This window comes from Hymenobacter sp. UYAg731 (assembly GCF_054061335.1).
The window spans coordinates 497,022-521,629 of record NZ_JBSSEC010000004.1; the positions used below are offsets into that span (position 1 = coordinate 497,022).

Consider the following 24,608-nt stretch of genomic DNA (forward strand, 5'->3'; position numbering starts at 1 on the left):
CCCGCAGTCGCCCACGCCGTCATGCGGACATCATTCACCGATTGCAGGCCAGAGGCCTGCTAATAACCGGCACAGACCCAGCGGCCAGCGCCAAATGCGCGTATTGTATGCTCCCTTCTTTCAATCCTAATTGATGTTTTTCAACCGTCGCCTTTTGATAATCCTGTTGACCATGTTTCTTGGCATGGTGCTGTGGATGGCCTACTTCTTCTATTTCCGTACCGATGGCCACGGTCGTGCCATTCAGGAAGCCGATAGCCCCGAGGCCGAAGTCCGGGGACAACAGCTTCTGAGCCGGGTCGATAACCTCGTGAACCAGCGCCAATACGACGCGGCCAAAGTGCTGCTCGATTCCATCCGCGATGCCGATGCCAACCCGACAATTTTCATCAATGACAATTCGCTGGAGCAGCGTTTCGACACCCTGCGTCGCCGCACATACCGGGAGCGGCACACGCAGCAATAAAAAGTGGGCTGATTGCCGGGGCACCTTCAGCGCCGCTCATTCCTTTGCCACCACTCTCAAGCATGAAAAGAAATTTTTGGCGGCGGCTGGGCGTGGGCATCATGGGGGTGCTGCTCCTGGTTTTCCTACTCGACCACCTCTTTCCGCTGCCACCCGCGCCGCGCTACTCCCCCATCGTGCTGGCCGCCGATGGCAGCGTCCTGCACGCCTTCCTGAACCCGACGCAGAAGTGGCGCATGAAAACCGAGCTGACTGAGATAACGCCGGCTTTGCAGCAGGCCATCATCAACAAGGAAGACCGGTATTTTCGCTACCATTTCGGGGTAAATCCGGTGGCAATTATGCAGGCGGCGGGCCGGAATATTTTCAAAAAGGGCCGCACTACCGGGGCCAGTACCATCACCATGCAGGTGGCCCGGCTGCTGGAACCCAAGGAGCGCACCTTCGGCAATAAACTCAAGGAAATGCTGCGCGCCACGCAGCTGGAAGCCCATTACAGCAAGGCAGAAATATTGCAGCTCTACCTGAACTTGGTGCCCTACGGCGGCAATATTGAAGGCGTGAAATCGGCCGCGCTGCTCTACTTCCAGCAGCCGCCCGACTACCTTTCCCTGGCCCAGACCGTGACGCTGGCCATTATTCCCAACCAGCCGCGCCTATTGGTTTTGGGCAAGAATAACGACCGGATTTTGGCCGAAAGAAACCGCTGGCTGCGACAGTTTCAACAGCAGCATCTGTTTCCGAATCAGGATATTGAAGACGCAATCAACGAGCCGCTTGATGCGCAGCGCCACGCTGCGCCCACGCTGGCTCCGCACCTGGCGCGGCGGTTGGTGACGCAGTTTCCGAATCAGCCCATTATCCACTCTACTCTGAGGCGCGCCCCGCAGGCCAAGGCTGAAGACCTGACCAAAAACTACGTGCGCCGCTTGCGTGAATTAGGCATCACCCAAGCCGCTGTACTGGTTGTGAACAACCGTACCCGCGCCGTGGAAGCCTACGTGGGCTCCGCCGATTTTGCCAATGCCGCCAGCAGCGGACAGGTCGATGGCGTGCGCGCCATCCGCTCGCCGGGCAGCACGCTGAAGCCGTTTTTGTATGCGCTGGCGGTGGACCGGGGCATCGTAACACCGAAGCTGAAGCTGCCCGACGTGCCCACCAATTTCAGCGGCTTCCGCCCCGAGAATTTCGACAAAAGCTGCGCCGGCGAAGTGACCGTGGAGCGGGCGCTGACTTACTCGCTCAACATCCCGGCCGTGCGGATTCTGGCCGAGGTGGGCGTACCCGTTTTTACGAATAAACTGCGGGAGGCCGGTTTCAAAAGCGTGGCCAAAGCCGCCCCGCGTCTTGGTTTAAGCACGATTCTGGGCGGCTGCGGCGCGACGCTGGAGGAACTGACGAGCCTGTACGCGGCGCTGGCCGATGGCGGAAATTATCAGCCATTGCGCAATACCGCGCCAATCGAAAAAAAACCCTCAACCCTCAAAACGCAACCCTCAAAACTCCTTTTCTCCCCCGCCGCCGCCTTCCTCATCACCGACATCCTCGCCCAGCGCACCCGGCCCGACCTGCCGATGGGCTACCAAAACAGCCGCCACCTCCCCAAAATTGCCTGGAAAACCGGTACCAGCTACGGCCGCCGCGATGCCTGGAGCATCGGCTACAACCAGGACTACACCATCGGGGTGTGGGTGGGTAATTTCAGCGGTCAGGGCAGCCCCGCCCTCACCGGGGCCGATGTGGCCTCGCCCCTGCTCTTTGACTTGTTCAACACCCTCGCCTACAACTCGCCCAACCGCTGGGCCGTGCCGCCTGCCACCCTCGATTTTCGCCTTGTGTGCGCCGAAACCGGCCTCGTGCCCGGCGAGCACTGCCCCAACCAGCTCATCGACTACTACCTACCCGGCACGTCCTCGGCCCGGCACTGCGAACACCAGAAAGAAGCCCTGGTGTCGGCCGATGGCACCATTGCCTATTGCCGGGCCTGCGTACCGGCGGCGGGTTTCCGGCGGCAATTATTCCCCAACCCGCTGCCCGAAGTGCTGGCTTTTCGCGAAACCCAAGGCCTGCCTAGCCGCCGCCTGCCGCCGCACAACCCCGCCTGCCGCCTCGTGCGCAACACTGACAGCGGCGCGGGCGCGGCCCTGGCCATCACCTCCCCGCTCGACCACGCCGAATACGTCCTCGACCGCCACGACAAGCAGCAAATGCTGCTGAGCTGTGCGGCGGGTAATGAGGTGCGCCAGGTATTCTGGTACGTGAACGACCGGTTTCTGCGTGCGGCTTCGGCCACCGAGCGGGTGTTTTTCCGCCCGCCCAGCGGCACCGTGAAAATCTCCTGCGCCGACGACCACGGCCGCAACGTGGATATTCAGTTGCAGGTAGCCGAGCTGTAGCACAGGCTTTAGCTTGTACGCGTCTGCACAAGTCAAAGCCTGTGCTACAGCTACTTTCCAAAAAAGCAGGCCGGCACTCCGGCCACGCCCGGCCGCCTGGCAAAAACGTCGCCGCTGAGCGGAAATTCGGCCGCCTGCTGGGGCGTGAGGCCGCCCCGGGCCGTGGTGATGAACAGCGTTTCGAGCCCCGCCCCGCCAAAAGCGCACGACGAAGTGAAGGGCGCAGGCACCGTAATGACTTGCAGCAGTGCGCCAGTGGCGGGGTCGTAGCGCTGCACGCGGCCGCCCCCCCACAGCGCCACCCAGAGCTTGCCCTCGGCGTCGATGGTCATGCCATCGGGCCAGCCTTCGGCTTCGACGAACCGGACGACGACGCGGGGATTGGCAATGTTCCCGGTGGCGTTGTCGTAGTCGAAGGCCTGCACGGCGAGCGTGGGCGTGTCGATGTAGTACATCGTGGTGCGGTCCAGAGACCACGCGATGCCGTTGGAATTGGTGATGCGGTGCAGCATGACGTGGGTGCTGCCATCGGGGTCGAAACGGTAGAGGGTACCGGCGTGCGGGCGCAGCATCAGGTCGAAAGTACCCACCCAGAAGCGGCCCGCCGGGTCGCACTTCCCATCATTGAAGCGCAGGTACTGGTCCGTCACGGGTTCGGCGAGGCAGGTGAGCCGGCCGGTGTTCAGGTCGATTTCGTGGATGCCGGTTTGCAGCGCCACCAGCGCCCGGCCGCCGCGCCGGGGCACCACCGTGCCAATGCGCCTGCCCACCGGGTAGCGCCGGTCGTGCCCCGTAGCGGGGTCGAAAACGTGCAGCGCCCGGCCCTCAATATCCACCCAGTACAGCTCCGCCGTCTCCGGGTTCCAGAGGGCCCCCTCGCCCAAAGCCGCCTGCGCGTGAAGGATGGATTCGGCCTGCATAGCGGTTGAATTACACGGTAGGCAAGGTGGCAAGGTGCTGCTTCAGCATGGCCAGCTGGCCGTGCAGGGTCACTTCTTCGGCGGTTTTGGTGGTCACCGGGCATTTGTGAGCGATGCCCAACACCCGCAGCGCCGCGCCGTAGAGCTCCACCAGCGCGGGCTCGCCGGCCAGCACGATGCGGGCCGGCCGGTGGGCCAGCAGCTCGTGGCACTCGCTGCCGATGAGCAGGCCGCTCAGGTAGAAATAGTTTTCGGGCTTGCTGTTTTGGCCGAACAGGTCGTTGGTTCGCACCAGAAAGGCGTTGTGCAGCAAGTTGGCCTGCTGGCCTTCCAGCACGCCCTTGGCAAACCATTGCTGGTGCCGGCCCTCGGCCAGCGGGCCGCCTTCCTCCACCGAGGCCGCGAGGATGCTCTTGGTCGATAAGAGGGAGAAAAACTCGCCCGTCATGTAGGTTTTCAGGGCGGTGGCCTGGCCGTGCTGCACCGTTACGTGCTTGGCGTGGGTGCCGGGATGCAGGAAAAGCTGCTCCTCGGGCGTGTTTTCAAAGCCGCAGCCCACCAGCTGCACTTCCTCGCCGCGCATCACGTCGTCGTCGCTTTTCACGCCCGAAATCAGCAGCACCGGGTGCGGAAATTCAGCCGTTGGGGCAATGGCTTTGGTGAGCAAATCCGAGCCATCCACCGCAAATGGCAGCAGCTTATACGGCAGCTCCGCCATGCCAATGGTGGACGAGGCCATGCCCGAAATCACCACCGGCACGCCCGCCAAATCAGTTTCGGCAGTTGCCTGCAGCTGCTGCAAGTGCCGCCCCACCACGGCCAGGTAAAAGGCCACGCGCCGCTCCGGCGGCTGCCCGGCCTGCTCCCACGCCCCGGCCGTGGCCGCGTTGCCCTCCTTCGAGCTTTCCTCGGCGATGATGTTCAGCGTTTCGCGCTCCACCAGCCGCAGGCGGAAGGCGGTGGTGCCCCAGTCGCAGCTGAGGAAGGTGGTGGGTGGGGTCATGGGTGGGAGGAGCTGGTTAGCGAATGTGTTCCATTAGGTCGTCATGCTGAGCGTAGTCGAAGCATCTCTACCGCAGTAGTAATCAATACCGATTGCAACGGAGCGGTAGAGATGCTTCGACTACGCTCAGCATGACCGTTCTCTTTTATCCATTCTTATCCAAATACATCACCATTCTGCCACACTCCCATCCACATTCCGCCAGATGGGGTTGTGCCAGTTGTGGCCGATGGCGGCCCGCTGCCGCACGTATTCTTCGTTGATTTCGATGCCCAGCCCCGGCCCGCCGGGAATCCGGCAGTGCCCGGCCTCGTAGTCGAACACCGATTTATCGACCAGATAATCGAGCAAATCATTTTCCTTGTTGTAGTGAATGCCCAGGCTCTGCTCCTGAATGAAGGCGTTGTGGCAAGTGGCATCCACTTGCAGGCAGGCGGCCAGCGCAATGGGGCCCAGCGGGCAGTGCGGCGCGGCGGCCACATCAAAAGCCTCGGCCATCGAAATGATTTTCTTGCACTCGGTGATGCCGCCGGCGTGCGAGAGGTCGGGCTGGATGATGTCGACGTAGCCATCAATGAGCAGCTGCTTGAAATCCCAGCGCGAAAACATGCGCTCGCCGGTGGCAATGGGGATGCTGGTGTGCCGGGCAATCTCGCGCAGGGCCTCGTTGTTCTGCGGCAGCACGGGCTCCTCGATGAACATGGGCCGGTAGGCTTCCAACTCGTGGGCCAGCACCTTGGCCATGCTCTTATGCACCCGCCCGTGGAAATCGATGCCGATGCCCAGGCCTGGCCCGCCCGCCGCCCGCACGGCCGCCACCCGCGCCAGTACGGCGTCAATCTTCGCGTAGGAGTCGATATAGGCCATTTCGTCGGTGGCGTTCATCTTAATGGCGTCGAAGCCTTTGGCCACCAGCTCGGCCGCCGCCGCGCCTACGTGCTCGGGCCGGTCGCCCCCAATCCAGGAATAGACGCGCATTTTGTCGCGCACCGGGCCGCCCAGCAACTGGTGAATGGGCGCATCGTGGTACTTGCCCTTGATGTCCCACAGCGCCTGGTCGATGCCCGCGACGGCCGACATCAGAATCGGCCCGCCCCGGTAGAAACCGCCCCGGTACATCACCTGCCAGTGGTCTTCGATGGGGAGCGGGTCTTTGCCGATGAGGGTTGACATGAGTTCCGTCACGGCGGCGGCCACGGTGGCAGCCTTGCCCTCAATCACCGGCTCACCCCAGCCAATGAAGCCGGTATCGGTTTCAATTTTGAGAAACAGCCAGCGCGGCGGCACCTGAAAGAGTTCGAAACGGGTGATTTTCATGGGTAGGGTACGAGGCAAAGGGATGATTTAGAACGAAAAAAGAACGGTCATGCAGAGCGGCCACACCGTTCTACGCTACGACCGCCATAAAACGCCGCGCCCGCTCCGTGAGCTGCGCCAAATACTCGTCCGTCACGGCCTGCTTAGTATCCACCAGCGCGCTGCCTAGCCCGAAGGCCTTCGCGCCCGCTTCCTTAAAACCCTGAATATTATCCAGCGAAACGCCGCCCGTGGGCATGAGCGGAATGAACGGCAGCGGCCCGGCAATGTCCCTGAAATAGCCGGCCCCGCTGGCCCCGGCCGGGAATACTTTGATGATGTCGCCGCCGAACTCGTAGGCTTTCAGAATCTCGGTAGCCGTGTAGGCCCCGGGGATGCTCACGGCCCCATAGCGCTTGGTCATCCGGATGGTCTTCTTGTTGAGGGTGGGCGAGATAATGAACCGGGCACCCGCCAGCAGCGCCGCCCGGGCCGATTCGGAGTCGAGCACGGTGCCGGCTCCCACCAATAACTTGCTTTCCATCGTGCCGGAAATCTCTTCAATCGACGCCAGCGCGCCGGGCGAGTTCAGCGTCACTTCCATCATGCGGACGCCGCCGGCGTGCAGGGCTTGCGCAATGCGCAACAGGCTTTTGGGGTCGGCCCCGCGCACGATGGCGACTACCTTGTGTTCGAGAATGTGGGCGAGCGGGTTCATGGGAGCTTCAGGCAGGCGGCTGCAACCTTGCAGCTTCTCTGGCAACGTAGAACCGCATGGGCAGGTTAGCTAATGGCCGGCTGCTTTCGCATTTAAAATCAATCTCATGGCCAACCTAGTGCTTGTTCGGCACGGCGAATCGACTTCCAACCTGGCCAATGTCTTCACCGGCTGGCTCGACGTGCCCCTGAGCCCCAAAGGTGAAGAAGAGGCCCACACCGTGGCCGAAAAGCTGCGTGGCTACCACTTCGACGCGGCCTACAGCTCCGACCTGATTCGGGCCGAGCGCACGCTCGATATCATCGTAGCGCGGCCGGCGTGGGCCACCATTCCGGTGCATCACATCGAGGCGCTGCGGGAGCGGATGTACGGCGACCTGCAAGGCCTCAACAAGGCCGAAACGGCCCTAAAGTACGGCCAGGCGCAGGTTGATACCTGGCGGCGCAGCTACGCTGTGCCCCCGCCCGGCGGCGAAAGCCTGCAACAGACCCAGGCGCGGGTGGTGAAATTCTTCGAGGCCGAAATTGCCCCGAAGCTGCGGGCGGGCCAGGACATTCTGGTGGTGTCGCACGGCAACACGCTGCGCGGGCTGCGCATGTACCTGGAGCATCTCACGCCGACGCAGGTGGAGGCGCTGGAAATTGTGACGGGCGGTGTGTGCGTGTATGAGTTTGATGCGCAGCTGAAGATTCTGGCGCTGCGGCTGCTATAGCCGCGCCGGCCCCACCGCCCATGAACGTAACGTGAGCCCGACAAAATGAGTAAGCGAAACCAGCCGACCGGGACCATAACCCCAGCCGCTCAGTCTCACCTTTATCTCGCTCATGGGTCCTCAGTTCCTTTTCGCCACTGGCATCGAAAACAGCAACCCCACCATTCAGAACGGCCGGCACCGGGTGGATGAGCTGGAAAAATGCAACCACTACAAGCTCTGGCAGAAGGATTTTGACCTCGTCGATGAGCTGGGCATCAAGTTTCTGCGCTATGGGCCGCCCATTCACACCACGTTTCTAGGGCCGGGCAAGTACGACTGGAGCTTTGCCGACATGACGTTTCAGGACCTGCTGCGGCGCAACATCGCGCCCATCGTGGACCTATGCCATTTCGGTGTGCCCGACTGGATTGGCAACTTCCAAAACCCCGACTTTCCGGCGCTGTTTGCACAGTACGCCAAGGCGTTTGCCCAGCGGTTTCCGTGGGTGCAGCTTTACACGCCGGTGAACGAGATGTACATCTGCGCGCAGTTTTCGGCCCGCTACGGCTGGTGGAACGAGCAGCTGAGCGGCGACCAGCCCTTCGTGACGGCCCTCAAATACATTGTGAAGGCCAATGTGTTGGCGATGGAGGCCATTCTGGAAGTGCGGCCCGACGCGGTATTCATCCAAAGTGAGTCGTCGGAATACTTCCACGCCGAGAACCCCGCCGCCATCGGCCCGGCCGAAACCATGAACTCTGAGCGGTTTCTCTCCCTCGACCTCAACTACGGCCGCCGCGTGAATTCGAGCATGTACGAATTCCTGATGGACAACGGCATGACCCGCGATGAGTACCACTTCTTCCTGAAAACCAAGATGAAGCGGCACTGCATCATGGGCAACGACTACTATTACACCAACGAGCACCGCGTGTCGGCCGACGGCAGCACCCGCGCCTCGGGCGAGATTTTTGGCTACCACGTCATCACCACGCAGTACCACGACCGCTACCGCCTGCCCGTGATGCACACCGAAACCAACATCTGGCAGGGCCAGAACGGCGACGAGGCCGTGAACTGGCTCTGGAAAGAGTGGGCCAACGTGCTGCGCGTGCGCAACGACGGCGTGCCCATGGTGGGCTTCACCTGGTACTCCCTCACCGACCAGGTGGACTGGGACACCGCCCTGCGCGAAAACAACGGCCGCCTGAACCCCGTGGGGCTCTACGACCTCGACCGCAACATCCGGCCCGTGGGCGAGGCCTACAAGCAGCTCATCGCCGACTGGAGCCAGGTGCTGCCCGCCCAAAGCGTATGCCTGCAAGTGCCCATCGTGATGCCCCAGGAAAGCAACGAAGCCTGGGCCAAAGAGCAAAAAGCCGACGTGAAAGCCGCCAGCGCCGATAAATCCACCGACCAGGCCAACGCCACCAACATGGACGCGGCGTAGGCAAATACTGCCATCCTAAGCTTGCGAAGGATGACAGATGATTTTAACCAAGTTCTTCTCAAAACTCCTCCCCATGTCCCTTCGCTTCCAGGATAAAGTCGTTCTCATTACCGGCGGTGCCAGCGGCATCGGCCTGGCCGCCGCCAAGCGTTTCGCCTCCGAAGGGGCCCGCGTGGTGCTGGCCGATTACAACCAAGCCAACCTCGATGCCGCCGCGCCCGAAGTGAGAGCCGCCGGCGCGCCCGCCGTGCTGGCCAGCCTCTGCAACGTGGCCATCGAAGCCCAGGTAGAAGCCACCGTGGCCGCTACCCTGGCCCAGTTCGGCCGGCTGGATGCGGTGGTGAACAACGCCGGCCTCATGCAGTTCAAAGCCCTGGAGGAGCTGACCGGCGACGACTGGCTCCGCATTCTGAACGTGGACCTGCTGGGCGCGTTCTACTTCACCAAGCAGGCTTTTCTGCACATGAAGCCGGGCGGCAGCATCGTGAACGTAGCCAGCATTCACGCCGTCGAAACCAGCCCGCTAGTGGCGCCCTACGCGGCGGCAAAGGCCGCCATGCTTTCCCTCACCCGCTCCTCCTCGCTCGAAGGCAAGTCCAAGGGCATCCGTACCAACGTCATTCTGCCCGGAGCCATCGATACGCCCATGCTCTGGGACAACCCGAACGTGAAATCCGGCGTCGAAATCATTGATAAAGCCGACGTGGGCAAGCCCGAGGACGTGGCCGCCGTTATCGCCTACCTGGCTTCGGACGATGCGGCATTTGTGCAGGGAGCCGAAGTGCGCGTAGACGGCGGCCGGCTGGATAGGCTGTAGCGTGGACTCTGCAAGCCCGCGCAGTTGAACGATTCCCGCACGCACGGACTCAGCAGAGTCCGCGCTACAATCCGGCACGACGCTTGTAATAAGGGCTTCAACCCACGCTCCTTTTGCGCCATGAAAAAACTTGCCCTCGCTGCCCTGTTGCTCGCTACTTCCTTTTCGGCCTCGGCCCAGTTCCGCCTGCCTAATCTCAGCGGCATCAAGCTTCCCGGCGGCATTACGCTGCCCGGTAACAAACCCACCAGCACCGGCAATTCCGGCAGCAGCATCGGCGGCCTCAGCAACGCCGACGCGGCCAACGGCCTCAAGGAAGCCCTGCTGCAAGGCATCGGCAAGGGGGCCGACCAGGCTTCGCAAACCGACGGCTTTTACCTCAACCGCCTCATCCGCATCCCCTTCCCGCCCGATGCCCAGCGCGTGGCCACCACGCTACGCAGCGTTGGCTTGGGCAGCCAGGTCGATAAGTTTGAGCTGAGCCTGAACCGGGGCGCAGAAGACGCGGCCCGCAGTGCCAAACCCATCTTCATTTCGGCCATCAAAAGCCTCACGTTTTCGGACGTCTGGAATATCCTGACCGGCCAGAAGGATGCCGCCACCCAGTTTCTGAAGCGCACCACCTCCACACAATTGGTGACGGCCTTCTCGCCCATCATGCAAAAAAGCCTCGACCAGGTGGGGGCCACGCGCTATTATACTCAATTGGCCAGCAGCTACAACCAGCTGCCCCTAGTGCAGAAAGTGCAGCCCGACCTGAACCAGTATGCCACCGGCAAAGCCGTGGATGGCCTGTTCACGCTCATCGCCCAGGAGGAAGCCAACATCCGCGAAAACCCGGTGGCCCGCACTACTGAGCTGCTGCGCCGCGTGTTTGGCGGCCGTAGCTAGCCGCTTGGCCGGTCCGACCGCCCTAGGCGGTCCGACCAGTCGTCGTTGCTGCGAATAGGTGCTGACGACAACCAAGTGGACCGGCGAGGGCGGTCGGACTGGTGAATGGGCGAACGGAGCCGCCTGACCAACAACCGGTCGGACCGCCTAGGGCGGTCGGACCGGTGAGTGGCGTATGTTTGCGGCCTTTTAGCCGCAACCGTACGTCCCTTTTTTATGCCCACCCTCACCATTGGCAGCCTTGCCGAACTTGAAGCACACACCGGCCAGGAGCTGGGCGTGTCCGAGTATCACACCATCACGCAGGCCCAAATTGACCAGTTTGCCGCCGCCACGCTCGATTTCCAGTGGATTCATACCGACGCCGCGCGGGCCGAAACCGAGTCACCGTTCAGGGCCACTATTGCGCACGGCTACCTCACGGTGGCGCTGCTGCCCTACCTGTGGCAGCAAATCGTGACCATCGAGAACCTGAAAATGCAGGTGAACTACGAAATCGAAAGCCTGCGCTTCAACCAGGCCGTGACCGTGAACAGCGCTGTGCGCCTGCGCGCCAAAATGCTGTCGGTGGCCAATCTGCGCGGTATTGCCAAAACCCGCATCGAGGTATCGTTGGATATTGAAGGCGTGAAAAAGCCCGCTTACACCGGCATAGTGACGTTTTTGTATCACTTCAACGAATAGTTTTCGCACGAAGTTGAAAAGGAGGGAGGGGCGTTTCACAGGGTTTAATCCGCTCCGTGAAACGCCCCTCCCTCCTTTTCAACTTCGTGCGAAAACTATTCGTTCATGCCGCTTCCTCGGGTACTTCATCGCCGGCGTACACCGGCTCCATGTCCTTCTCCTCATCCTCGGTAAACAGCCGCGAGCGAATCAGAAACCGCACGCCCAGCGGGATTTCCAGCGAGAAGCTCGCGCCCCGGCCCTTCACCACATCCACCGTTAGCTGGGTGTGTTTCCAGTATTCAAACTGGCTGGCGCTCATAAAGAAATCGCAGCCGTAGATGCGGCCCAGCCACGTATCGTTGCCGCCCACCCGGAACTCGCCCTTGGCGAAACACATGGGCGACGAGCCGTCGCAGCACCCGCCGCTCTGGTGAAACATAAGCGGGCCGTGCTCGTCGCGGAGCAGGTCGATGGTGGCTTCGGCGGCGGCGGTAACGAGGACGCGAGGGGTGGGCATTAGGTGTGGGATGGAAAGTTGATGAGATTAAAAAACAATAGAACGTCATGCTGAGCGCAGCCGAAGCATCTCGCGTGTGGTAGTAACTCAATCGTTGAAACGGTTTTGATTACTACCACACGCGAGATGCTTCGGCTGCGCTCAGCATGACGTTCTCCTACGTCAGCCAGGTACTTAATGGCCTAAAAGAACCCCAGCTTCTGCTGGCTATAAGAAATCAGCATGTTCTTGTTCTGGCGGTAATGGCTCAGCATCATCTTGTGGTTTTCGCGGCCGAAACCGGAGGCTTTATAGCCGCCGAAGGGCGCGCCGGCGGGGTAATCGTGGTAGCAGTTCACCCACACGCGGCCGGCCTGGATGGCGCGAGGCACTTCGTAGAGTTCGTGGGCATCGCGCGTCCACACGCCGGCCCCGAGGCCGTAGAGGGTGTCGTTGGCAATTTCGATGGCCTCCTCCACGGTTTTGAAAGTCGTCACGGACACTACCGGGCCGAAGATTTCCTCCTGGAAAATGCGCATCTTATTGTGGCCCCGGAACATGGTGGGGTGGATGTAGTAACCTTCGGCCAGCGCACCGTCCTCCTGCGAATAGGCTTCGCCGCCGGTCAGCACTTCGGCTCCCTCGGCCTTACCGATTTCGAGGTAGCTCAGGATTTTCTCGAACTGGTCGTTACTGGCCTGTGCGCCCATCATCGTGGTCATATCGAGCGGGTTGCCGAGCTTGATGGCCTTCACGCGCTCAATGACGCGGGCAATGAACTTGTCGTAGATATCTTCCTGAATGAGCATCCGCGAGGGGCAGGTGCAGATTTCGCCCTGGTTCAGGGCAAACATCACGGCTCCTTCAATGGCTTTGTCGAGGAAGTCGTCGTCGGCATCCATCACGCTCTTGAAGAATACGTTGGGCGACTTGCCGCCCAGCTCCATCGTCACCGGAATCAGGTTTTCGGAAGCGTACTGCATGATGAGGCGGCCGGTGGTCGTCTCGCCCGTGAAGCTGGCTTTCTGGATGCGCGGCGACGAGGCCAGCGGCTTGCCAGCTTCGAGGCCGAAGCCGTTCACCACATTGATGACGCCCGGGGGTACCAGGTCCTGAATCAGCTCCATGAGCACCATGATGCTGGCGGGGGTTTGCTCGGCGGGCTTCATCACCACGGTGCAGCCGGCCGCGATGGCCGGGGCCAGCTTCCAGGTGGCCATCAGCAGCGGAAAGTTCCAAGGAATAATCTGGCCGATGACGCCCAGTGGCTCCTGAATATTGAGCGACAGCGTGGTGCTGTTCAGCTCCGTAGCATTGCCTTCCTCGGCCCGAATCACGCTGGCGAAGTAGCGGAAGTGGTCCACCACCAGCGGCATATCGGCGAAGGTGGTTTCGCGGATGGGCTTGCCGTTCTCCACGCATTCGACGGCGGCGAGGTGGGCGAGGTTTTCCTCGATGCGGTTGGCAATTTTGTTGAGGATGTTGCTACGCTCGGTGGCGGAAGTTTTGCCCCAGGTTTTAAAGGCCTCGTGGGCGGCATCGAGGGCTAAGTCGATGTCCTCCTTGGTGCTGCGGGCTACTTTGGTAAAGGCCTTGCCGTCGATGGGCGAGGGATTTTCAAAGTACTGGCCTTTCACCGGGGCTACCCATTTGCCGCCGATGAAGTTGTCGTAGTGCGTTTTGAACTGAGGGCGGGCCACCACGGTGGTGGTTTCTTCGAGGGTTTCAGCCATGGCTTTGTTGGATGGGAATGAGGTGAACGGGAGTAGGCGTAAAGGTCTGGTTTTAACCGGCGGCCGGGTTGTGGTATTATCGCAAAGAGTGCCGAAATTGTCGCAACTTGCTATCCCATCTCCGTGTTGGGAGTGCGTACTCCCTCACCGTAGCCTTTTCGCCCATGCCCACTCGCGTCTACCTGCCTACCGCCGTTGCGCCGCTCGCGCTGGAGCGCCTGCATTCCCTGGTCGAAAACCGGACCGTGTACAACCTGGAAGGCTTCGAGCTCAACGTGTTCGAAACGCACCATGCCGCCCACCGCGTGCCCTTGCGCCTCGAAGGCCTGGCCCTGACCACCATGCTGCGCGGCAAGAAAGTGATGCACCTGCCCGGCCGCGCTGCCTTCGACTACCTGCCCGGCGAAAGCGTGGTGGTAGACAAGGACGAGCTGATGGAAATCGACTTCCCCGAGGCCTGTCTGTGCCAGCCCACGCAGTGCCTGGCCGTGGCCATCGCGCCCGACACCATTCGCCACACGGTGGAGATGCTGAACGAGCGGTACCCCCGCGCCGAAACCCATCAGCCCTGGGCCATCGAAGGCCCCGAGTACGCCCACCTCACCAACACGCCGGAGCTGACCGACACCCTGGGCCGGCTGGTGGCCGTGTCGCGCACCACCGATGTAAATAAGGACGTGCTGGCCGGTTTCACCTTGCAGGAACTGCTGGTGCGCCTGATGCAGACGCAGGCCCGCCAGCTCATTTTCCACGATTACGCCCGGCACCTCACCACGCACCGCTTCGCGGCGGTGGTGGGCTACATCAAAGACCATCTGGCCGAAAACCTGACCATTGACAAACTAAGCGCGCTGGCTTGCATGAGCAAGGCCACGTTCTTCCGGGTGTTCAAGCGGGAGTTTGGGATTACGCCGGTCGAGTACATCATCCGGGAGCGGCTGGGCGAGGCCAAGCGACTGCTGCGCCACCCGCTGGCCAGCGTGGCCGAGGTTTGCCTGCGGGCGGGGTTCAATAACCTGTCGTACTTCCAGGCGCTGTTCAAGAAGTATGAGGGCGTGACGCCGGGGGCGTACCGGAAGGACGTAGCGCGGACTCTGTAGTCCGCGCTACGTTGCGCTAAATCAGCCCCATTTGCCCGGCCTGGCGGATGAGCAGAGCGGAATTATTCACCCCGAACTTGGTGAGCAGGTTGCGGCGGTGGGTTTCGATGGTGAGCAGGCTCACGCAGAGCGTGTCGGCGATGTGCTGGCTGGTGTGGCCTTCAGCAATGGCGGCCAGGACTTCCTTTTCGCGGCGGGTGAGCAGAGGTGTGGCTGCGGCGGCGGGAGCTTGCAGCAGCAGGTTCTGCACCTCTTCGCTGAAGTATTTTTTGCCGGCAAATACTTTGGTGATGGCCTCGGCCAACTCTTCGGGCAAGGCGTTTTTGAGGACGTAGCCGGCCGCGCCGGCCTGCATCATGCGCGTCACGTACAGCTTTTCGTTGAAGGTGGTGAGGGCCAGCACCTTGATGCCGGGCTGCGCGGCCACCAGCTGCTGGCACACGTCGATGCCGCTCATGTCGGGCAGGTTGATGTCGAGCAGCACCACGTCGGGGCGGTGCTGGCGGGCGGCGGCCAGGGCCTCGGCCCCGGTGGCGGCTATGCCCACCACGGCCACATATTCCAAGGGCAGCAGCAGCACTTTCAGGCCCTCGCGCACCATGGCGTGGTCGTCGACGATGAGAACGTGGATGGGATTCATGCGGCGGAAGGGACGGTGAGAGTGAATTCGATGGTAACGGCGGTGCCCTGGCCGGGCTGCGACTGCATATCCAGAGTGCCGCCCAAGTAGTCGACGCGGGCTTGGATGCTGCGCAGGCCCACCCCGGCGGCCAGGGGCTGCCGGGTGTCGAAGCCCCGGCCATCGTCCTCTACCACCACCTGCACCTGCTGCTCGTGCCGGGTAAGCTGCACGATGACCTGCCGGGCCTGGGCGTGCTTGAGCACGTTGTTGAGCAATTCCTGCACCAGCCGGTACACCACCAGCTCGGTGCGCTGGGGCAGGCGCTCCTCCAGCCCGAACACTTCGCACTGCACCCGCAGCTGCGGGTGCGCCTGCTGAATGGTTTCGCCCAAATCCTGCACAGCGGCGGGCAGGCCAAAAGTGAGCAGGGCCTCGGGCATGAGGTCGCGGGCTACGCGCCGCATTTCCTGAATGGAGCTGTCGAGGTGCTCGATGGAGCGGCTGAAGAGCTGCGCGCTTTCGGGCGTGAGCACGAGGTTGCCACGGGCGCTGCCCAGGTACAGCTTCACGGTGGAAAGCATGCCGCCGAGGCCGTCGTGCAGGTCGCGGGCCAGGCGGCTGCGCTCCTCTTCCTGGCCGCGCAGCATGGCCTCGGTGGCCAGCAGCTGGCGCTCCTGGTGCAGGGCGGCAATCTGGCGGTCCTGCTCGTGCTGGCGCTGCCGCTGCCGCTGCTGCCGCTGCCGCAGCACTAGGTAGCTGAGGGCTCCCAGCAGCAGCAGCCCGCCCACCAGGCTCAGGTAGAGAAAGTTGAGGGTACGCTGGCGCTTCAAATCGGCTTGCTGGAGCTGCTGGGCCTGCCGCAGGCCACGGATTTGCTGCTCCTTCTGGCGGCTCTGGTACTGGTTTTCGAGGGTATTGACCTGGGCTTTGCTGGCGGTGGCGGCCAGGCTGTCCTGCAGCTGGTGGGCCTGCTGGGTGTAGCGCAGGGCCAGCGGGAAGTTGCGAGCCTTCTCTTCGAGGGTAGCCAGGGCGGCCAGGGCTTCGCTTTCGGCCTGGGAATCGTGGGTTTGGTGGAAGTATTGGCAGCTTTCGGCCAGGTTTTGGCGGGCGGCCGGGTAGTGGCGCAGCTGGGTTTCGGCCTGGCCCAGCGCCAGCAGAATCTTGGCGGCGGAAGCGGGGTCGGTTTTGGCGCGCATGAGGGCCAGGGCCCGCTGGAAATCGGTACGGGCCTGGGCCAGGTTGCCGCTCTCCTGGTGGTAGGTGCCCAGCATTGCATAATATTCGCCCTTGAAGGGTTCGGCCTTGCCGGCGGCCACCAGGCGGGCGGCCTTGTCGAGGTAGGCCCGGGCGGCGGGCAGCCGTTTTTCCACCGTCAGCTGCTCGGCCAGGTTGAGGTAGGCCACAATCAGATAGGGAGCGAAGGCGGCGGGCTCTTGCAGCGCGGCGGCCCGTCGCCAGTAGTATTTGGCCTTATCGGGCTGCTTGAGCACCCCAAAGCGGCTGCCCACATTGTAGTAGATGGTGCCCAGCAGGGCGCTGTCGCCGAGCTGGGTGGCGTACCGCGCCCCCGCCAGGTAGGCGGTTATCTCGCCCGTAAAATCCCCCTGCTTGGCCAGCAGCGTGCCATCGTTCACGAACACGAAGGCCAGGCTTTGCAGGGCCTGCCGGCTAGGGTGCTGCCGATTGAGCTGCTCCAGCACGGCGCGGGCGCGGTGGCTGCAGGCACGGGCGCGGACATCCTGCCCCCGCAGGTTATAAAAGGTACTCAGATTCACCAGTGTCTGGGCTTCGCCCAGGGCGTAGCCGCCGTGGCGGCTCCAGCGCAGGGCCTCCAGCAGGTAGCCGTGGGTGCGGGCCGTATCGACGGCTTGGTACTCGGCCGAGAGCAGCAGGCTGTATTTGGCCCGCATGGAGTCGGCCGTGGCGCGGTGCAGCAGACGCGCCAGGCTGTCAACCATCACCGGGTTCTGGGCCTGCCCCAAGGCGGGCAGCAGGCTCAGGAGAAGCAGCAAAGCGCCGCCGCGCAGCATCAAACCAAGCATGGGCCAGCAGAATAAGGGGAATATGAGGACAGACAAACCTAGCGGATTAGCGGGCTGATATTGCCATCGGCCGCCAAAAATACTGGTTTACCAGTAGACCAAAATCCCCGTTTATGAGGGCCTCAGGGCATTTCTGAGGCTATACCTTTGTCGGGCAGCTCAGGGCTACCTTTCCTGGCGCGCCTCCCTCCCCTATGAAAACGCTTACCCTTTCCCTCCTGGCCGGCGTGGCTGCCGCGCTGCTCACCGCCCCGGCGCAGGCCCAAAGCACCGTGGCCAATGCTTCGTTCGAAACCTGGGCCGGTACCCCCGAAAAGCCCACCGGCTGGCTCACCACCGACGACGTGTACGCTTTCGTATTTGGCGCGCCGGTAGCCACGGGCACCGTGCGCAAAAGCTCCACGGCGCACAGCGGCTCGTTTGCCGCGCAGCTGCAAACGGCCACAGACCCGGTATTGGGCACCAACGCCGGCAACCTTATTCTGGGCAGCACACTCAGCCTCGGGCCCAACTTCGAGTTCGAGCACATCGGCCAGGGCTTCACGGGCCGGCCCACCAGCCTGCAGTTCTACTACCGCCTCAGCGGGGCGCTGACGGACTCGGCGGGCGTGGCTCTGGAACTCACGCGCCGCGTGAACGGCCAGCGCGTGGTGGTGGGCTATGCCGGCCAGCCCAACCAGCCCGGCTACGTGCTGCCCGCTCTATCCGCCACCTACACGCTGGCCACGGTGCCCATCCAGTACGTGTCGAGCCTGCAGCCCGACTCGGTGCGCATCGTTTTCTCCTCGGGCAATGCCAATGATATCACGGATGGCACTACGCTGCTGATTGACGACCTGGCCCTGATGGACGGGGCCCTGCCCACCCGCGCCGCCACCCCGGCGGCCTTGGCCGTGCAGGCCTACCCCAACCCCAGCCCCGACGGCCGCTTCACCCTGCAGCTGCCGGCCCCGGCCAGCGCCGCCGAGGTGCACGTAACCGATGCCCTGGGCCGCGAAGTAGCCTACCAAGCTTGGACCAACACCCTGCGCAGCAGCTGCTCCCTCAACCTCTCGGCGCAGCCCACCGGCCTCTACACCGTGCGCGTGCAAACGGCAGCCGGCCGCGCCATGCACAAAATCAGCATCCGATAGGCCTTTTTTGGCACGCGCATTTTCGGGTGCAATTCCATTCGGGAAGCACGCCTGAACGTTGCGGCAACTACCAGCCACGACTTCCACTGTAGCGTTCGCCCTGTTCAATTCTCTTACATCACGTTTTCAATGCTCCCCAAACTCCTTCTTGCCTTGAGCGGCTGCGCCATGGCGGCTACTACCAGTGCCCAAGTAGTGGCTCAAGTTCCTGCCCCCGAAACTCCCAAATGGCAGCTTTTCGTCGAAGCCGGCCCCAAGACCAGCCGGTTTGAGAATGTTGCCCACGGCACCAGTTATGTAAGCTATACCCCAGGGGGATTCCTGTCCGAATACAGCCGCGAGTTTCAGGTCGATAACACTTATGCCGCCTTTGCCGATGTGAAAGCCTTCCGGTACTTGTCGAAGCACCTAGCCGCATCGGGCAGCGCGGGGCTCGACATGCAGCAACTCGACTTTACCACCATCACGCGGTCAACGTCTCCCCCGTTTCGCACCAGCCAGGGCGAGCACGTGGTGCGGCTGCTCACCCGCGTGCGGGTTGATGCCGGCCTGCACCTGGCCCTGGGCCTAGGAGCGGCGGGCCAACTGCTGCCAGGCGTCAGCATCGGCCAGATGGTCAGCGTGTCGAAAAACGGCTACAGTTATTCCTTCGTGCAGCCCGAACTCTGCTACACCCACGGCATCCTGCTGGTGTCGGCCCGGGCTTCGTTCATGCCCTACAACACGGTTCTGCCCGATGTCGAAGCCATCACGCGGCGCGATGAGCGCCCGGTGGTCGAGCGCAACGAGTACCGCGTGAGCGAGCTGACCCTGGGCATTGGCATCCGGCTATAGCCCGGCAGCAGGGTCCCCCGCATCCAAACTGCTTTTCTTCCTACACAACCGGACTAGCTATGCGTTCTTTGCTCGTTGGCGTCTTACTGGGCTTCAGCGCCTTGCTATCGGAGTGCGCCCGGCGCAGCTTCCAGGGCCAGACGCTGGCCCCGACCACACTGGCCACCCACCACACCGTGGCTATTCTGCCCTTTGCGGTGGAGCTGGAACGGCTGCGCGACGTGGTGATGCACGCCGGCGCGTGGTCCGACAGCACCAACCGCCGGCTGGGCAGTACGCTCGAAAACGGGCTGCGGGCCGAGCGCCGACAAATGGGCTACCAGTTACAGACCGCGCTACAGACCGAGTTGATGCGCCAGCAGATGCAACACCCCTCCACCGTCGCCTTCCAGAACCCGGCCGACACCAACCAGCGCCTAGCCCGGGCGGGTATCACCTACGAAAGCCTGCCTACCCGCTCGATGGCTGAGCTGCGCGCCGCCCTCGGCGTGGATGCCCTGCTCACGGGCCGGACCAGTATGCGCCAGTTGCTGCCCGGCGGCGTCAGCATTGCCGTGTTCGTGCTTAGCAACAGCACCAATCCGATGGCGGATAATTCGGTGCGTACCTACCTCGACATTTACGACACCCAAAATGGGCAGCTGGTGTGGCAATTCGACCACGAGCTGGCCGGCAAGCCCAGCGTTAGCCCGGTGGCGCTGGCCAAAGAGCTGGTGCATCGGATGCAGGGCGGGTTCCCGTATTTTAAGCAGTAAAGCCGCTGCGCCGGCCTAGGTCCTGGCCGACCTAACGCGGCCATTCGACCTCAATATGCAATTGAGGTAACTTCCACCACCTCTTCCTGCGGCCCAAGCTTCAGCGATACCTGTTGCTTCAGCTTTGCGCCCTGCACGGCCCGGGCAATGGGGGCCACGAAGGCCACTTTGGCCAGTGCCACATCGGCCTCATCGACACCCACAATCGTGAATTTCCGCTCGAAACCCACCTTGGCTGATGCAGACCCTTGGTTACCGCCGCGCACGGTGCGCAGCGTAATGGTGGCCCCGAAGCGCACCTCTTTGGCCGGCTGGCCGGCTGGCTCCACCACTTTGGCGCTGCCCAGGCGCTCCAGCAGTAGGGCCAGGCGGCCGTTGTAGAGGGAGAGGCGGTGGGTGCGGTCGGTGTCGTTGTCGTGGTTGGCTTCGGCCTGGGTGCGCTCGGCTTCGAGGGTGGCCAGTTCGGCGCGGAGCAGTTCCAGTCCGGCGGGCGTGACGTAGTTGGGCGTGCCCGGCGGCAGGGCCGCCCGGGGCGGGATGATGGGCGGCGTCTGCGCGTCGTCTTCCCTGGTGAATCCTCGGCTCATGCAGGGGCAAACGAAGGCGCGGCGAACGGGTTGCGCGGGCGTGGTGCAACCATCGGGGCTGCGAAGCGGTTAACCCACGCTATTTCGCCGCTACCCTATCCCGATTCGTTCGCGCTATTTAATGTCAAAATTGCTTGTTGAGACTGCTGATTCGGCGGTTGCCTCTCCCCTGCCCACCCGCCGGCTCGACGGGGCCCTCGTCTGGCTCATGGCCCTCACCTGCGGGCTGGTGGTGGCCAACATTTACTACAACCAGCCGCTGCTGGCCGCTATCGGCCGCACGTTTCACCTCTCGGACAGCAGCGCCAGCCTGGTGGCCACGGCCACGCAGGTGGGCTATACCCTCGGCATGCTATTCGTGGTGCCGCTGGGCGATATGCTGGAGCGCAAGCGCCTGATGCTGCTCATGCTGCTGGGCGCGGCGGCCTGCCTGGGACTGGCGGCGTTTGCGCCCAGCTTTGCGTTGCTGGCGGGGGCGAGTATTCTGCTGGGCATCTGCTCGGCGGTGCCGCAGCTGCTGCTGCCCATGGCCGCGCACCTGGCCCCGGAAGCCGACCGGGGCCGCATCGTGGGCCGCATCATGAGCGGCTTGCTGATTGGCATTCTGGCCTCGCGCACGGTGAGCGGCTACGTAGGACTGCACCTGGGCTGGCGGGCCATGTTCGAAATAGCGGCCGGGCTTATGCTGGCGCTGCTGGGCCTGCTGGCTTGGCGCCTACCGCAGGACCGGCCGCATTTCGCCGGCTCTTACGGGGCCCTTATGAAGTCGCTGCTGACCCTGACGGCAACGCTGCCGTCCCTGCGCCGCTCGGCGTTGGTGGGCGGGCTGCTGTTTGCGGCCTTCAGCGTATTCTGGACCACGCTGGCGTTTTTTCTGGAAGGCCCGGCTTACCACTACGGCAGTGACGTGGCAGGTTTTTTTGGGGTCATTGGGGCCGTGGGCGCTTTGGCCGCGCCGCTGGCCGGCAAGGCCGCCGACACGCGCGGGCCGGATTTTGCCATCGGCGTGGGCATCCTGTTGGCGCTGGCGGCTTACCTGTTCATGGGTCTCACCGGCTACCACCTGGCCGGGCTGGTGCTGGGCGTGATTCTGCTGGATGTGGGCGTGCAGTCGGCCCATATTTCCAACCAAACCCTGATTTTTTCGCTGGTGCCCGAGGCCCGCAGCCGCCTCAATACCGTGTACATGACCGGGTACTTCACGGGCGGTTCCATCGGCTCGGTGGCCGGCGGGCTGGCTTGGGTTCACTTCGGCTGGCTGGGGGTGTGCGCGCTGGGGGTGGCATTTGCCGGCGCGGCCTACTTGGTGAGCCGGTTTTACGGGCGCGGATAAGGCTTATTTCAAAGTCGAAATTGCATCCCAGGAATGGCGGCTCAGGTCAGTCGAGAGAAAAGGATTGTAAATACCCACAACGTTAACCGGCATGGCTTCAGCTGTTTGAAAACGCACCGTCACGCTACCATCGGCATTCACGGGCACCAGACCATAGCTGCGGCCGGCCACGGGCAGCGCCGGCGTAGCGGCCACCACCTCCGGGATGAATTTCACTCCCCTCATTGCCAGCACAACCAGGCAGGCCGCAATAATGGTCAGGATGGTTTTGGTATACAGGTCGGTTTTCATGGCAGCGGGGATGAAAGGATTAAAGAATAAGCCAAAATAAGCCCCCGCTGGCAAACCAACGGGGGCTTATTTTGGCAATTCTGAATCTGACAAAGCCAGCGTTATTCAGCCGCTGCCAGCCGGTTCAGGCATATTTTCAGACTTTCGCGCCAATGCGGAATGGCCACGCCCAGCTGGGTTTTGATTTTGGTTTTGTCCATCACCGAAAACGGCGGGCGGATGGCCTTGGTGGGGTATTCGCTGGTGCGGATGGGCGTGGTTTTCACCGGAATTTCGCTCAGCTCGAAGATGGCCGTGGCGAAGTCGTACCACGAAGTCAGGCCCTCGTTGCTGTAGTGGTAGAGGCCGTAGGCCGTGCTGCCGCTTTCGATGATGCCGAGAATGACGCCGGCTAGGTCGATGGCGTAGGTGGGCGTGCCCACCTGGTCCCAGATGACGCGCAGCTCGGCGCGCTCGCGGCCCAACTTGCGCATGGTTTTCACGAAGTTGCCGGCAAATTCGGAATACAGCCAACTGGTGCGCAGCGTGAAATACTTCTCGGTGAGGCCCGAAATCACCTGCTCGCCTTCGAGTTTGGTGAGGCCGTAAATGCCCAGCGGCGCGGTTACATCCGTTTCGAGCAGCGGCTCGTTGCCCGCGCCGGCAAACACAAAATCGGTGGAAACTTGGATGAGCGCGGTGCCGTGTTCGGCGCAGAGGCGCGCCAGATTCTCCACCCCGTCGCGGTTGATGCGGCGGGCCAGGTCTGCCTCGTCCTCGGCCTTGTCCACGGCCGTGTAGGCGGCGCAGTTGATGACGTAGGCCGGGCGGTGCGCGGCAAACAGCGCGGCTAGCGCGGCCGGGTCGAGAATATTCCCCTCAACCTCGGACAGGAATACCAGGCCCGGCGTGTGCCGCTCCTGCGCGACATGCGCCAGGCATTGCCCCAACTGCCCCAAGGCCCCAAAAACCAGTGTCGTACTCATTGCTAAAACTTCGGATTAGCCCGCAAGTTAGGCCGGGCCGCCTTGTAGCACCTGCTTTAGCTTGCGCGTTGCAGGGAGATGCGCAAGCTAAAGCAGGTGCTACAAGAAATTACCCCGCGGGCGGCAGCAGCTTCTGGCCCGCCGATATTTCCTTGCCCACAATGGCCTGCTTGTTCTTGATGGGCTCGAAGCGCACCTCCCGGGGCTGCTTTTCGCTCAGGTATTTCCAGTAGCGCAGCGGCATGTGGCGGCGGTGCAGCTTCAGGTTTTTGCGCTCGGGAATATTGACGTGGTCGAAATAGGCCTGCCAGAGATGTTTGAACAGCGGCTCCCGCTCATCGAGTACGGTGGCGGAAAGGTCGGTGGCTTTCCGACCCGCCGGGTTCTCGAACTGCACGACATCGGTGCGCGTCAAATCATAGTACAGCCCGTAATGGCGGCGGCGGTCATAAATCAGCCAGCGCTGGTCGGCGTAGCGCTTGGTGAAGTGCGCGGCGATGAGCGGCAGCACGTCCATATCCGGCTCAATGGTGGCGTGGAACAGCTCATCAGCCGTTTTCTCGAAGCGCACGAAGGCTTCCATGCGGTGCTTTTCGCGGAACATCATCTGGGCCAGGCGCTGCACGCGGCGCACGTCGGCGTTGGCGTAGTTCTCCGAGACGTCCACGGGCGAGCGCAGCGCCAAATCCACGTAGCGAAAAATCAGCAGCTCCCGGTCGGCATCTTCGCTGAGAAAAACGTGGTAGAGGCGGGCGCGGGCCTCGGCGTCCATCGTTTTTAAGAGCCCATCCCACACGCGGGCGGCCAGCGCCTCATCGGTTTCGCGGTGGGCGGGCTGAACGAACAGGCCACTCTGGGCCGTGGCCTCGGGCTGCACGCTGTTGGGCGGCGACTTGCTCTCGTAGATGCTGAACAGCACCGTGAGCAGGCCCTCAAACGTGCCATCGTAGGTATAGTCCAGCGGCGGAGCGGTGAGCGCGGGCGCGCCCGCCCGGCGCGGGGCGGCGGAGGCTGGCGCGGCAGACGAACGGCGAACGGGTTTCAACAGGAGTAATAAAGCGTAATACGGAACGTCATGCTGAGCGCAGCCGAAGCATGACGTTTAAAGAAACGAACGTTACGCGGCCTGCTGGCGCTGCTCGTCCTGGCGGCGGGCTTCGTGGCGGGCGCGGGCCTCGTCGTGCAGCTGGCGCACCAGCGGCAGCAGCTCGCTGAGGCGGCAGCAACACGAGAGGCGGTCCACTTTGTCGGACTGCGGCAGCAGGGCGGGCTGCGGTTGGGCTTGGCGATGAATGACTTTCATGACAGAAAAAAGAATGTCGTGCTGCACGCCGCCCAGGTGGCCGGGATGCAACAGCGCGGTGGATGAGTCAGCGTTGAAATCAGCTTTCATAACGAAA

25 protein-coding genes are annotated in these 24,608 nt (G+C 62.7%); 12 read left to right on the forward strand and 13 right to left on the reverse strand.

Annotation, left to right across the window (positions count from 1 at the left end; genetic code table 11):
• Positions 1 to 154: 154 nt before the first annotated feature.
• Together ACVWYF_RS14125 and pbpC are read left to right on the forward strand one after the other, a co-directional pair.
• Complete coding sequence (locus ACVWYF_RS14125; protein ID WP_457069047.1) at positions 155 to 466, forward strand: hypothetical protein; 312 nt, start codon at positions 155 to 157, stop codon at positions 464 to 466.
• Positions 467 to 528: 62 nt separating this feature from the next.
• The gene (pbpC, locus tag ACVWYF_RS14130; RefSeq protein ID WP_457069049.1) at positions 529 to 2,862 is read left to right on the forward strand and encodes a penicillin-binding protein 1C; all 2,334 of its coding nucleotides are present in this window, start codon (positions 529 to 531) and stop codon (positions 2,860 to 2,862) included.
• Positions 2,863 to 2,912: 50 nt separating this feature from the next.
• Here the strand turns inward: pbpC and ACVWYF_RS14135 are convergent, their stop codons facing one another.
• The 4 genes from ACVWYF_RS14135 to ACVWYF_RS14150 all read right to left on the reverse strand — a co-directional run bounded on the left by ACVWYF_RS14135 (position 2,913) and on the right by ACVWYF_RS14150 (position 6,799).
• Complete coding sequence (locus tag ACVWYF_RS14135) at positions 2,913 to 3,782, reverse strand: SMP-30/gluconolactonase/LRE family protein (RefSeq protein WP_457069051.1); 870 nt, start codon at positions 3,780 to 3,782, stop codon at positions 2,913 to 2,915.
• A 10-nt stretch (positions 3,783 to 3,792) separates the two neighbouring features.
• Positions 3,793 to 4,785: a 2-dehydro-3-deoxygalactonokinase gene (locus tag ACVWYF_RS14140; protein ID WP_457069053.1), complete on the reverse strand. Its 993-nt coding sequence runs from the start codon at positions 4,783 to 4,785 to the stop codon at positions 3,793 to 3,795.
• A 168-nt stretch (positions 4,786 to 4,953) separates the two neighbouring features.
• A complete protein-coding gene (gene dgoD / locus ACVWYF_RS14145; RefSeq protein ID WP_457069055.1) occupies positions 4,954 to 6,102 on the reverse strand; it encodes a galactonate dehydratase in 1,149 nt (382 codons plus the stop codon).
• Positions 6,103 to 6,172: 70 nt separating this feature from the next.
• Entirely contained in the window at positions 6,173 to 6,799 is a 627-nt protein-coding gene (locus ACVWYF_RS14150; RefSeq protein WP_457069057.1) for a bifunctional 4-hydroxy-2-oxoglutarate aldolase/2-dehydro-3-deoxy-phosphogluconate aldolase, read from the reverse strand.
• Positions 6,800 to 6,905: 106 nt separating this feature from the next.
• Here ACVWYF_RS14150 and ACVWYF_RS14155 point away from each other — a divergent pair, with 106 nt between their 5' ends.
• From ACVWYF_RS14155 to ACVWYF_RS14175, 5 genes are all read left to right on the forward strand, one after another.
• A complete protein-coding gene (locus ACVWYF_RS14155) occupies positions 6,906 to 7,511 on the forward strand; it encodes a 2,3-bisphosphoglycerate-dependent phosphoglycerate mutase (RefSeq protein WP_457069059.1) in 606 nt (201 codons plus the stop codon).
• Positions 7,512 to 7,623: 112 nt separating this feature from the next.
• Positions 7,624 to 8,943 carry a family 1 glycosylhydrolase gene (locus tag ACVWYF_RS14160; protein WP_457069061.1) on the forward strand — a complete coding sequence of 440 codons (1,320 nt, stop codon included), beginning with the start codon at positions 7,624 to 7,626 and terminating at the stop codon, positions 8,941 to 8,943.
• Positions 8,944 to 9,016: 73 nt separating this feature from the next.
• A complete protein-coding gene (locus tag ACVWYF_RS14165) occupies positions 9,017 to 9,760 on the forward strand; it encodes an SDR family NAD(P)-dependent oxidoreductase (protein ID WP_457069063.1) in 744 nt (247 codons plus the stop codon).
• Between the two features lie 120 nt (positions 9,761 to 9,880).
• Positions 9,881 to 10,651, forward strand: coding sequence for a DUF4197 domain-containing protein (locus ACVWYF_RS14170; RefSeq protein WP_457069065.1), 771 nt, complete (start codon positions 9,881 to 9,883; stop codon positions 10,649 to 10,651).
• Positions 10,652 to 10,867: 216 nt separating this feature from the next.
• The gene (locus ACVWYF_RS14175; protein ID WP_457069067.1) at positions 10,868 to 11,335 is read left to right on the forward strand and encodes a MaoC family dehydratase; all 468 of its coding nucleotides are present in this window, start codon (positions 10,868 to 10,870) and stop codon (positions 11,333 to 11,335) included.
• A 103-nt stretch (positions 11,336 to 11,438) separates the two neighbouring features.
• Here the strand turns inward: ACVWYF_RS14175 and ACVWYF_RS14180 are convergent, their stop codons facing one another.
• Together ACVWYF_RS14180 and ACVWYF_RS14185 are read right to left on the reverse strand one after the other, a co-directional pair.
• Positions 11,439 to 11,834: a DUF779 domain-containing protein gene (locus ACVWYF_RS14180; RefSeq protein WP_457069070.1), complete on the reverse strand. Its 396-nt coding sequence runs from the start codon at positions 11,832 to 11,834 to the stop codon at positions 11,439 to 11,441.
• A 182-nt stretch (positions 11,835 to 12,016) separates the two neighbouring features.
• A complete protein-coding gene (locus tag ACVWYF_RS14185; RefSeq protein WP_457069072.1) occupies positions 12,017 to 13,546 on the reverse strand; it encodes an aldehyde dehydrogenase family protein in 1,530 nt (509 codons plus the stop codon).
• Between the two features lie 164 nt (positions 13,547 to 13,710).
• On the opposite strand from ACVWYF_RS14185, the gene ACVWYF_RS14190 reads away from it, so the two are divergent.
• Positions 13,711 to 14,646, forward strand: coding sequence for an AraC family transcriptional regulator (locus tag ACVWYF_RS14190; protein WP_457069074.1), 936 nt, complete (start codon positions 13,711 to 13,713; stop codon positions 14,644 to 14,646).
• Positions 14,647 to 14,662: 16 nt separating this feature from the next.
• Here the strand turns inward: ACVWYF_RS14190 and ACVWYF_RS14195 are convergent, their stop codons facing one another.
• Together ACVWYF_RS14195 and ACVWYF_RS14200 are read right to left on the reverse strand one after the other, a co-directional pair.
• The gene (locus tag ACVWYF_RS14195) at positions 14,663 to 15,286 is read right to left on the reverse strand and encodes a response regulator (protein WP_457069076.1); all 624 of its coding nucleotides are present in this window, start codon (positions 15,284 to 15,286) and stop codon (positions 14,663 to 14,665) included.
• On the reverse strand, positions 15,283 to 17,310 hold the full coding sequence (locus ACVWYF_RS14200; protein ID WP_457069078.1) for an ATP-binding protein: 2,028 nt from the start codon (positions 17,308 to 17,310) through the stop codon (positions 15,283 to 15,285). The genes ACVWYF_RS14195 and ACVWYF_RS14200 overlap by 4 nt, the downstream gene beginning before the upstream one ends.
• Positions 17,311 to 17,504: 194 nt before the next feature.
• Here ACVWYF_RS14200 and ACVWYF_RS14205 point away from each other — a divergent pair, with 194 nt between their 5' ends.
• The 3 genes from ACVWYF_RS14205 (at position 17,505) to ACVWYF_RS14215 (ending at position 20,032) form a co-directional block, all read left to right on the forward strand.
• Complete coding sequence (locus tag ACVWYF_RS14205; RefSeq protein ID WP_457069080.1) at positions 17,505 to 18,443, forward strand: T9SS type A sorting domain-containing protein; 939 nt, start codon at positions 17,505 to 17,507, stop codon at positions 18,441 to 18,443.
• Positions 18,444 to 18,572: 129 nt separating this feature from the next.
• Entirely contained in the window at positions 18,573 to 19,277 is a 705-nt protein-coding gene (locus ACVWYF_RS14210) for a hypothetical protein (RefSeq protein ID WP_457069082.1), read from the forward strand.
• A 59-nt stretch (positions 19,278 to 19,336) separates the two neighbouring features.
• Positions 19,337 to 20,032, forward strand: coding sequence for a hypothetical protein (locus ACVWYF_RS14215; protein WP_457069084.1), 696 nt, complete (start codon positions 19,337 to 19,339; stop codon positions 20,030 to 20,032).
• 50 nt (positions 20,033 to 20,082) lie between these two features.
• Here the strand turns inward: ACVWYF_RS14215 and ACVWYF_RS14220 are convergent, their stop codons facing one another.
• Positions 20,083 to 20,619 (reverse strand): GreA/GreB family elongation factor, encoded by a 537-nt coding sequence (locus ACVWYF_RS14220; protein ID WP_457069086.1) that lies wholly within the window; start codon positions 20,617 to 20,619, stop codon positions 20,083 to 20,085.
• Between the two features lie 121 nt (positions 20,620 to 20,740).
• Between ACVWYF_RS14220 and ACVWYF_RS14225 the strand changes: the two genes are divergently transcribed.
• Complete coding sequence (locus ACVWYF_RS14225) at positions 20,741 to 21,952, forward strand: MFS transporter (protein ID WP_457069089.1); 1,212 nt, start codon at positions 20,741 to 20,743, stop codon at positions 21,950 to 21,952.
• A gap of 3 nt (positions 21,953 to 21,955) precedes the next feature.
• On the opposite strand, the gene ACVWYF_RS14230 is transcribed toward ACVWYF_RS14225, so the two are convergent.
• The 4 genes from ACVWYF_RS14230 to ACVWYF_RS14245 all read right to left on the reverse strand — a co-directional run bounded on the left by ACVWYF_RS14230 (position 21,956) and on the right by ACVWYF_RS14245 (position 24,601).
• A complete protein-coding gene (locus ACVWYF_RS14230) occupies positions 21,956 to 22,243 on the reverse strand; it encodes a hypothetical protein (protein WP_457069091.1) in 288 nt (95 codons plus the stop codon).
• A 101-nt stretch (positions 22,244 to 22,344) separates the two neighbouring features.
• Positions 22,345 to 23,208 carry a dTDP-4-dehydrorhamnose reductase gene (rfbD, locus tag ACVWYF_RS14235; RefSeq protein ID WP_457069093.1) on the reverse strand — a complete coding sequence of 288 codons (864 nt, stop codon included), beginning with the start codon at positions 23,206 to 23,208 and terminating at the stop codon, positions 22,345 to 22,347.
• A gap of 109 nt (positions 23,209 to 23,317) precedes the next feature.
• A complete protein-coding gene (locus ACVWYF_RS14240) occupies positions 23,318 to 24,253 on the reverse strand; it encodes a TIGR03915 family putative DNA repair protein (protein WP_457069095.1) in 936 nt (311 codons plus the stop codon).
• 72 nt (positions 24,254 to 24,325) lie between these two features.
• A complete protein-coding gene (locus ACVWYF_RS14245) occupies positions 24,326 to 24,601 on the reverse strand; it encodes a hypothetical protein (RefSeq protein WP_457069097.1) in 276 nt (91 codons plus the stop codon).
• Positions 24,602 to 24,608: the final 7 nt, after the last annotated feature.

Bases quoted from the DNA above. Each gene is read 5' to 3' on its own strand.
- pbpC (WP_457069049.1), top strand. From the start codon at position 529: ATGAAAAGAAATTTTTGGCGGCGGCTGGGCGTGGGCATCATGGGGGTG.
- ACVWYF_RS14135 (WP_457069051.1), bottom strand. From the start codon at position 3,782: ATGCAGGCCGAATCCATCCTTCACGCGCAGGCGGCTTTGGGCGAGGGG.
- ACVWYF_RS14140 (WP_457069053.1), bottom strand. From the start codon at position 4,785: ATGACCCCACCCACCACCTTCCTCAGCTGCGACTGGGGCACCACCGCC.
- dgoD (WP_457069055.1), bottom strand. From the start codon at position 6,102: ATGAAAATCACCCGTTTCGAACTCTTTCAGGTGCCGCCGCGCTGGCTG.
- ACVWYF_RS14150 (WP_457069057.1), bottom strand. From the start codon at position 6,799: ATGAACCCGCTCGCCCACATTCTCGAACACAAGGTAGTCGCCATCGTG.
- ACVWYF_RS14155 (WP_457069059.1), top strand. From the start codon at position 6,906: ATGGCCAACCTAGTGCTTGTTCGGCACGGCGAATCGACTTCCAACCTG.
- ACVWYF_RS14160 (WP_457069061.1), top strand. From the start codon at position 7,624: ATGGGTCCTCAGTTCCTTTTCGCCACTGGCATCGAAAACAGCAACCCC.
- ACVWYF_RS14165 (WP_457069063.1), top strand. From the start codon at position 9,017: ATGTCCCTTCGCTTCCAGGATAAAGTCGTTCTCATTACCGGCGGTGCC.
- ACVWYF_RS14170 (WP_457069065.1), top strand. From the start codon at position 9,881: ATGAAAAAACTTGCCCTCGCTGCCCTGTTGCTCGCTACTTCCTTTTCG.
- ACVWYF_RS14175 (WP_457069067.1), top strand. From the start codon at position 10,868: ATGCCCACCCTCACCATTGGCAGCCTTGCCGAACTTGAAGCACACACC.
- ACVWYF_RS14180 (WP_457069070.1), bottom strand. From the start codon at position 11,834: ATGCCCACCCCTCGCGTCCTCGTTACCGCCGCCGCCGAAGCCACCATC.
- ACVWYF_RS14185 (WP_457069072.1), bottom strand. From the start codon at position 13,546: ATGGCTGAAACCCTCGAAGAAACCACCACCGTGGTGGCCCGCCCTCAG.
- ACVWYF_RS14190 (WP_457069074.1), top strand. From the start codon at position 13,711: ATGCCCACTCGCGTCTACCTGCCTACCGCCGTTGCGCCGCTCGCGCTG.
- ACVWYF_RS14195 (WP_457069076.1), bottom strand. From the start codon at position 15,286: ATGAATCCCATCCACGTTCTCATCGTCGACGACCACGCCATGGTGCGC.
- ACVWYF_RS14200 (WP_457069078.1), bottom strand. From the start codon at position 17,310: ATGCTTGGTTTGATGCTGCGCGGCGGCGCTTTGCTGCTTCTCCTGAGC.
- ACVWYF_RS14205 (WP_457069080.1), top strand. From the start codon at position 17,505: ATGAAAACGCTTACCCTTTCCCTCCTGGCCGGCGTGGCTGCCGCGCTG.
- ACVWYF_RS14210 (WP_457069082.1), top strand. From the start codon at position 18,573: ATGCTCCCCAAACTCCTTCTTGCCTTGAGCGGCTGCGCCATGGCGGCT.
- ACVWYF_RS14215 (WP_457069084.1), top strand. From the start codon at position 19,337: ATGCGTTCTTTGCTCGTTGGCGTCTTACTGGGCTTCAGCGCCTTGCTA.
- ACVWYF_RS14220 (WP_457069086.1), bottom strand. From the start codon at position 20,619: ATGAGCCGAGGATTCACCAGGGAAGACGACGCGCAGACGCCGCCCATC.
- ACVWYF_RS14225 (WP_457069089.1), top strand. From the start codon at position 20,741: ATGTCAAAATTGCTTGTTGAGACTGCTGATTCGGCGGTTGCCTCTCCC.
- ACVWYF_RS14230 (WP_457069091.1), bottom strand. From the start codon at position 22,243: ATGAAAACCGACCTGTATACCAAAACCATCCTGACCATTATTGCGGCC.
- rfbD (WP_457069093.1), bottom strand. From the start codon at position 23,208: ATGAGTACGACACTGGTTTTTGGGGCCTTGGGGCAGTTGGGGCAATGC.
- ACVWYF_RS14245 (WP_457069097.1), bottom strand. From the start codon at position 24,601: ATGAAAGCTGATTTCAACGCTGACTCATCCACCGCGCTGTTGCATCCC.